Below are 4,067 nucleotides of genomic sequence, written 5' to 3' on the forward strand. Positions count from 1 at the left end.
ACCAGTGCCGAAATTTATAACCTCTGTTGGACGCTTAGTATTAAGATCTTCCTCAATTAGAGTGGCGAATGTTTCTTCATTCTCTACACCCCATCCAAAAGTGAGCGAGTCACCTAGAAATATTATCCTATATTCATCTCCTCTCTCAACTGGGTATTCCTTGTCTCTAAGTCCGTCTGAATTAATATCAACCATCACATCCATAAGCTCCATGGATTTGTTTGGCCTGTGCTCATGGCCGATCAGATTATTGTCAGAATCTTTCTTAAGGCTCATGGCGTATTTGGTCATCTCTATATCGTAGGCCATGTTATAGTTCAGATAGACCCTGATTAAGACCTCTCCAATTGCAAGAAGAACAACAAAGATTATTAGTATTGCCGAGATGCGTATTAAAAGACCTTTTAGATTCATATATTAGGGATTTAGCGCCTTATTGAGTATTTAGAGCCAGTAGTTTACAAAATAATATGGGCCTTGTAAACGAATTGTTTCTATTAAACGAGCATTATTATTTGCACAACAGGTTACTTTTTAGATAATGTATCTATCACTAGGAGACTATAGATACTCTAAGTTAAGGAGATTTCACCTATGATTAAAGTAAGCGCTAAGAAAACTGTAGTTGGCTGGATCGGTACTGGGGTAATGGGCGGACCTATGTGCCTTCACCTAATGGAAAAAGGTTACAAGGCTATTGTATACAACCGAACAAAAAGAAAAGCAAAAAATCTATTAGATAAAGGTGCCCTATGGGCAAAGAGTCCTAAACAAGTTGCTGCAGAAGCTGATGTGATATTCTCGATAGTCGGTTTTCCTAAAGATGTAAGAGAAGTTTACTTCGGCAAGAACGGTGTTTTTGAAGGACTCAAAAAGGGGAGCATCGTTGTGGATATGACAACTACTGAGCCATCACTTTCTGAAGAAATTTACGAGCATGCGAAGGGACTCGGGGCTTCTTCTATTGATGCACCTGTATCAGGAGGCGATATTGGCGCTAAAGCTGGAGCACTTTCAATTATGGTAGGCGGCGATAAGAATGATGTTAAATCTGTAATGCCTCTTTTTAAGCTTATGGGAAAAAATATTGTTCATCAGGGCGGCGCTGGAAAAGGACAGCATGCAAAGATGTGCAACCAGGTTATGGTATCAGCCCTTATGATAGGAGTATGTGAGACGCTTTTATATGGATATAAATCAGGGCTTAATTTAAACACGATGCTAAAATCTGTTGCAAACGGTGCAGCTGCTAGTTGGATGCTCAGCAACATAGGCCCTAAAATGGTTGATAGAGATTTTAGGCCCGGTTTTTATGTCGAGCACTTCATAAAAGATATGGGTATTGCGCTTAAAGAGGCTGAGAAAATGAACTTAACTCTACCAGGGCTCTCACTAGTAAATCAGCTCTACATTGCTACTAAGGCTGAGGGGCACGGGAGAAAAGGAACACAGGCGCTTATTTTAGCATTGGAAAAGTTATCTAATGTAAGATAGTCCAGAGTGTAAATCAATTTAGCATTGAGTTTAAAACTACGAATGCAATAAAGGCCCCAAAGGCTAGTATGAATAGCAGGTTCAAAATAAACCATAGTATGTGGACCCATCTTTTCTTTGAGTCGCACAGATAGTGATACAGGAAGGCGGAAATAAATCCCGAAATAGCAGTTGGTATTAAAGAGGCCAGCCATACAATCCAAAATGATTTCTCATTTTGTACAAAATAATTAGTGTTTGCATAGATTCCTATAACAAGTGAAGCAAACGAGGCAATTACTGTTATTAGAAGACCATATAAAATGGTTCGTTTTATTTTTGACATAGCATTTTGTTATATAATAATTTTGGCTAAGCTCTAGTATAACGTGTAAGATAAATCAGCCAAGATTAAAAATACAAATTTATTAATTGATAGGGTGTGAAATGAAAAATATATTGATACTGTTGATAATGACTGCAGCTTTAAATCTAGCCTCATGTTCTGCGATATTTACTCCGGCTGAGCCCGATACGACTGATGAGCTAGAGCCCAGGGTTGAACCTGCCAGCGATGACTCAAGATATAACCGCGAAGTAGAAGAGGAAATTGAGTCCGATGTGAATCCGCTTGATACAGAGGAAATTGAACAGCAGCCATTAATTAAATAGGTTTCTAATTTGGCTTAACAATTTGAATTTCATAAAGCTTTGGCCACAGTTTGCCTGTGATAAACAGCCTGTTCTGTTCCTTGTCATATGCTATGCCGTTTAAAACATCGATGCGCGTTTTTATATCTGCTTTATTAAGGATGCCGCTTAGGTCTATCCAAGAATTAACTATTCCCGTCTTAGGATTAATGATAGCAATTTTCTCGGTGCCCCATATATTTGCATAAATTTGTCCGTCTATAAATTCTAGCTCGTTTAATCTGCCGACTTTTCCTCTTTGATCATATACTTGAAGCTCGCCAACAACTTTATAGGTCTTGGGGTTCATGAAGTATAATTTATCGCTTCCGTCACTCATGATTAGATGCGTTCCGTCATAAGTGATTCCCCATCCCTGGGTTTTATATGTAAAAGTTTTAATTGGATCAAAGGTTTCTTTATCGTAGACAAATCCCTTTTTGGCTCTCCAAGTGAGCTGAATAATATGATTATCTACAATTGCTATGCCTTCTCCAAAATATCTGTCTGAAATCTTGTGTGAGCGCAGTATCTCTCCTGTTTCAATGTCAACTACTTGTATGCCGGACTTTCCATTTAATCCTGTGCTTTCGTATAAGACTCCGTTGTCAATGACCAGGCCTTGGGTAAAAGAGTCGGTATTGTGGGGATAGGTATTAACGACTTTATATCCATAAACCGGGGCAGCACCGCTCTCTTGCGCGTAAGTATCTTTGCCGCAAAACACTAAAACACAAATTGCTAATGTCAGCAGCAACAACCTAATTTTCATGGTTCATATAATAGCCGAAGTCTGTCAAAATTTCCTTATTTAGTGTAAATTACCTAATATACTTGGAAATATATTCATATTAAGAGGATAGAGAATTGGAGCGTAAACAGGTTTTTGCCTGGTTCTTCATAGCAATATTTCTTTTGCTTATATATATCTTTTATCAGATATTAAGCCCCTTTTTACTAGCACTATTTTGGGGCGCGATTCTGACGCTCATTCTATATCCGATCCATGTTAGACTGACCAAGCTATTTAGGGGTAGAAAAAGCATCTCTGCAATAGTCATGACAATACTTTCAACCTTCCTCGTCATTTTGCCCCTTGTTTTTATCTCAGCCACGGTAGCGGTGGACATGTTCGATATCTATCAGAGCGTAAGTGATAACGTAGAAATGTCTGAGCTCAAAGAAGGCTTAGAGAAGCTAAAAGGACTTATTCCGTTATCTATATTGCAGGATTTGGAAAAAAAGCTTGAAATTGGCGAGATAAATGTCCATCAAATGGCGATAAAGGGTCTAGGCTCAGTAAGCACATATATTGTAAATGAAGTTCAAGCTGCTGCATCAAACCTAACGGGACTGTTAGTGAATTTTGGATTGATGATATTTGCACTATTCTTCTTCTTTCGTGATGGTGAAGGGATGCTTGATAAACTAAAGTATTTAATCCCTATGAAAGCTGAGCAAAAAGACGAAATTTTCAAAAAGTTCTACGATACCTTAAATGCGGTAATTGTAGGAGTCATGGTAACTGCAGCAGTGCAAGGTTTGCTTCAAGGGCTTATATTCTGGGCCTTAGGCATATCCTACTCTGTTTTGGGAGGTGTTCTTACATTTGTGTTTGCGCTCATTCCAATAGGCGGCGCTGTCATAGTGTGGCTCCCAGTTGGTCTTTATCTAGTTTTCACGGGTAGTCTCTACACTGGAATAGCTGTGCTTGTCCTGGGCGGTCTTGTTGTGAGCTCAGTAGATAATTTCCTAAAACCTATGATAATTGGCGGTAAGGTAAAACTTTCTACACTATTTTTGATTCTTACAATTTTTGGAAGTTTATCTGTCTTTGGATTTACCGGAATAATCATAGGGCCTGTACTTCTAGCTATATTCATGAGTTTTATTGAGATATATAA

Annotated in this window: 6 protein-coding genes; 3 read left to right on the forward strand and 3 right to left on the reverse strand. The window is 38.5% G+C overall.

Annotated elements, in window-relative coordinates; translation table 11 throughout:
• The coding region (locus AAF462_10570; GenBank protein ID MEM7009566.1) for a hypothetical protein at positions 1–414 on the reverse strand (414 nt) is incomplete at its 3' end.
• Between the two features lie 180 nt (positions 415–594).
• Here AAF462_10570 and AAF462_10575 point away from each other — a divergent pair.
• Positions 595–1,494, forward strand: a complete 900-nt coding sequence (locus AAF462_10575; GenBank protein MEM7009567.1) for an NAD(P)-dependent oxidoreductase — start codon at positions 595–597, stop codon at positions 1,492–1,494.
• A 13-nt stretch (positions 1,495–1,507) separates the two neighbouring features.
• On the opposite strand, the gene AAF462_10580 is transcribed toward AAF462_10575, so the two are convergent.
• Positions 1,508–1,819: a hypothetical protein gene (locus AAF462_10580; GenBank protein ID MEM7009568.1), complete on the reverse strand. Its 312-nt coding sequence runs from the start codon at positions 1,817–1,819 to the stop codon at positions 1,508–1,510.
• 101 nt (positions 1,820–1,920) lie between these two features.
• Between AAF462_10580 and AAF462_10585 the strand changes: the two genes are divergently transcribed.
• Positions 1,921–2,145 carry a hypothetical protein gene (locus AAF462_10585; GenBank protein ID MEM7009569.1) on the forward strand — a complete coding sequence of 75 codons (225 nt, stop codon included), beginning with the start codon at positions 1,921–1,923 and terminating at the stop codon, positions 2,143–2,145.
• 4 nt (positions 2,146–2,149) lie between these two features.
• On the opposite strand, the gene AAF462_10590 is transcribed toward AAF462_10585, so the two are convergent.
• Complete coding sequence (locus tag AAF462_10590) at positions 2,150–2,935, reverse strand: glutaminyl-peptide cyclotransferase (GenBank protein MEM7009570.1); 786 nt, start codon at positions 2,933–2,935, stop codon at positions 2,150–2,152.
• Positions 2,936–3,030: 95 nt separating this feature from the next.
• Between AAF462_10590 and AAF462_10595 the strand changes: the two genes are divergently transcribed.
• Positions 3,031–4,067: AI-2E family transporter (locus AAF462_10595; GenBank protein ID MEM7009571.1), on the forward strand; the 1,037-nt coding region annotated here is incomplete at its 3' end.

It is taken from the genome of Thermodesulfobacteriota bacterium (genome assembly GCA_039028315.1).
GTDB lineage: Bacteria > Desulfobacterota_D > UBA1144 > Nemesobacterales > UBA2774 > CR02bin9.

What these genes read in the sequence shown, in the direction of transcription:
- AAF462_10585 (MEM7009569.1), top strand. Translation starts at nt 1,921, where the DNA reads ATGAAAAATATATTGATACTGTTGATAATGACTGCAGCTTTAAATCTA.
- AAF462_10580 (MEM7009568.1), bottom strand. Translation starts at nt 1,819, where the DNA reads ATGTCAAAAATAAAACGAACCATTTTATATGGTCTTCTAATAACAGTA.
- AAF462_10575 (MEM7009567.1), top strand. Translation starts at nt 595, where the DNA reads ATGATTAAAGTAAGCGCTAAGAAAACTGTAGTTGGCTGGATCGGTACT.
- AAF462_10590 (MEM7009570.1), bottom strand. Translation starts at nt 2,935, where the DNA reads ATGAAAATTAGGTTGTTGCTGCTGACATTAGCAATTTGTGTTTTAGTG.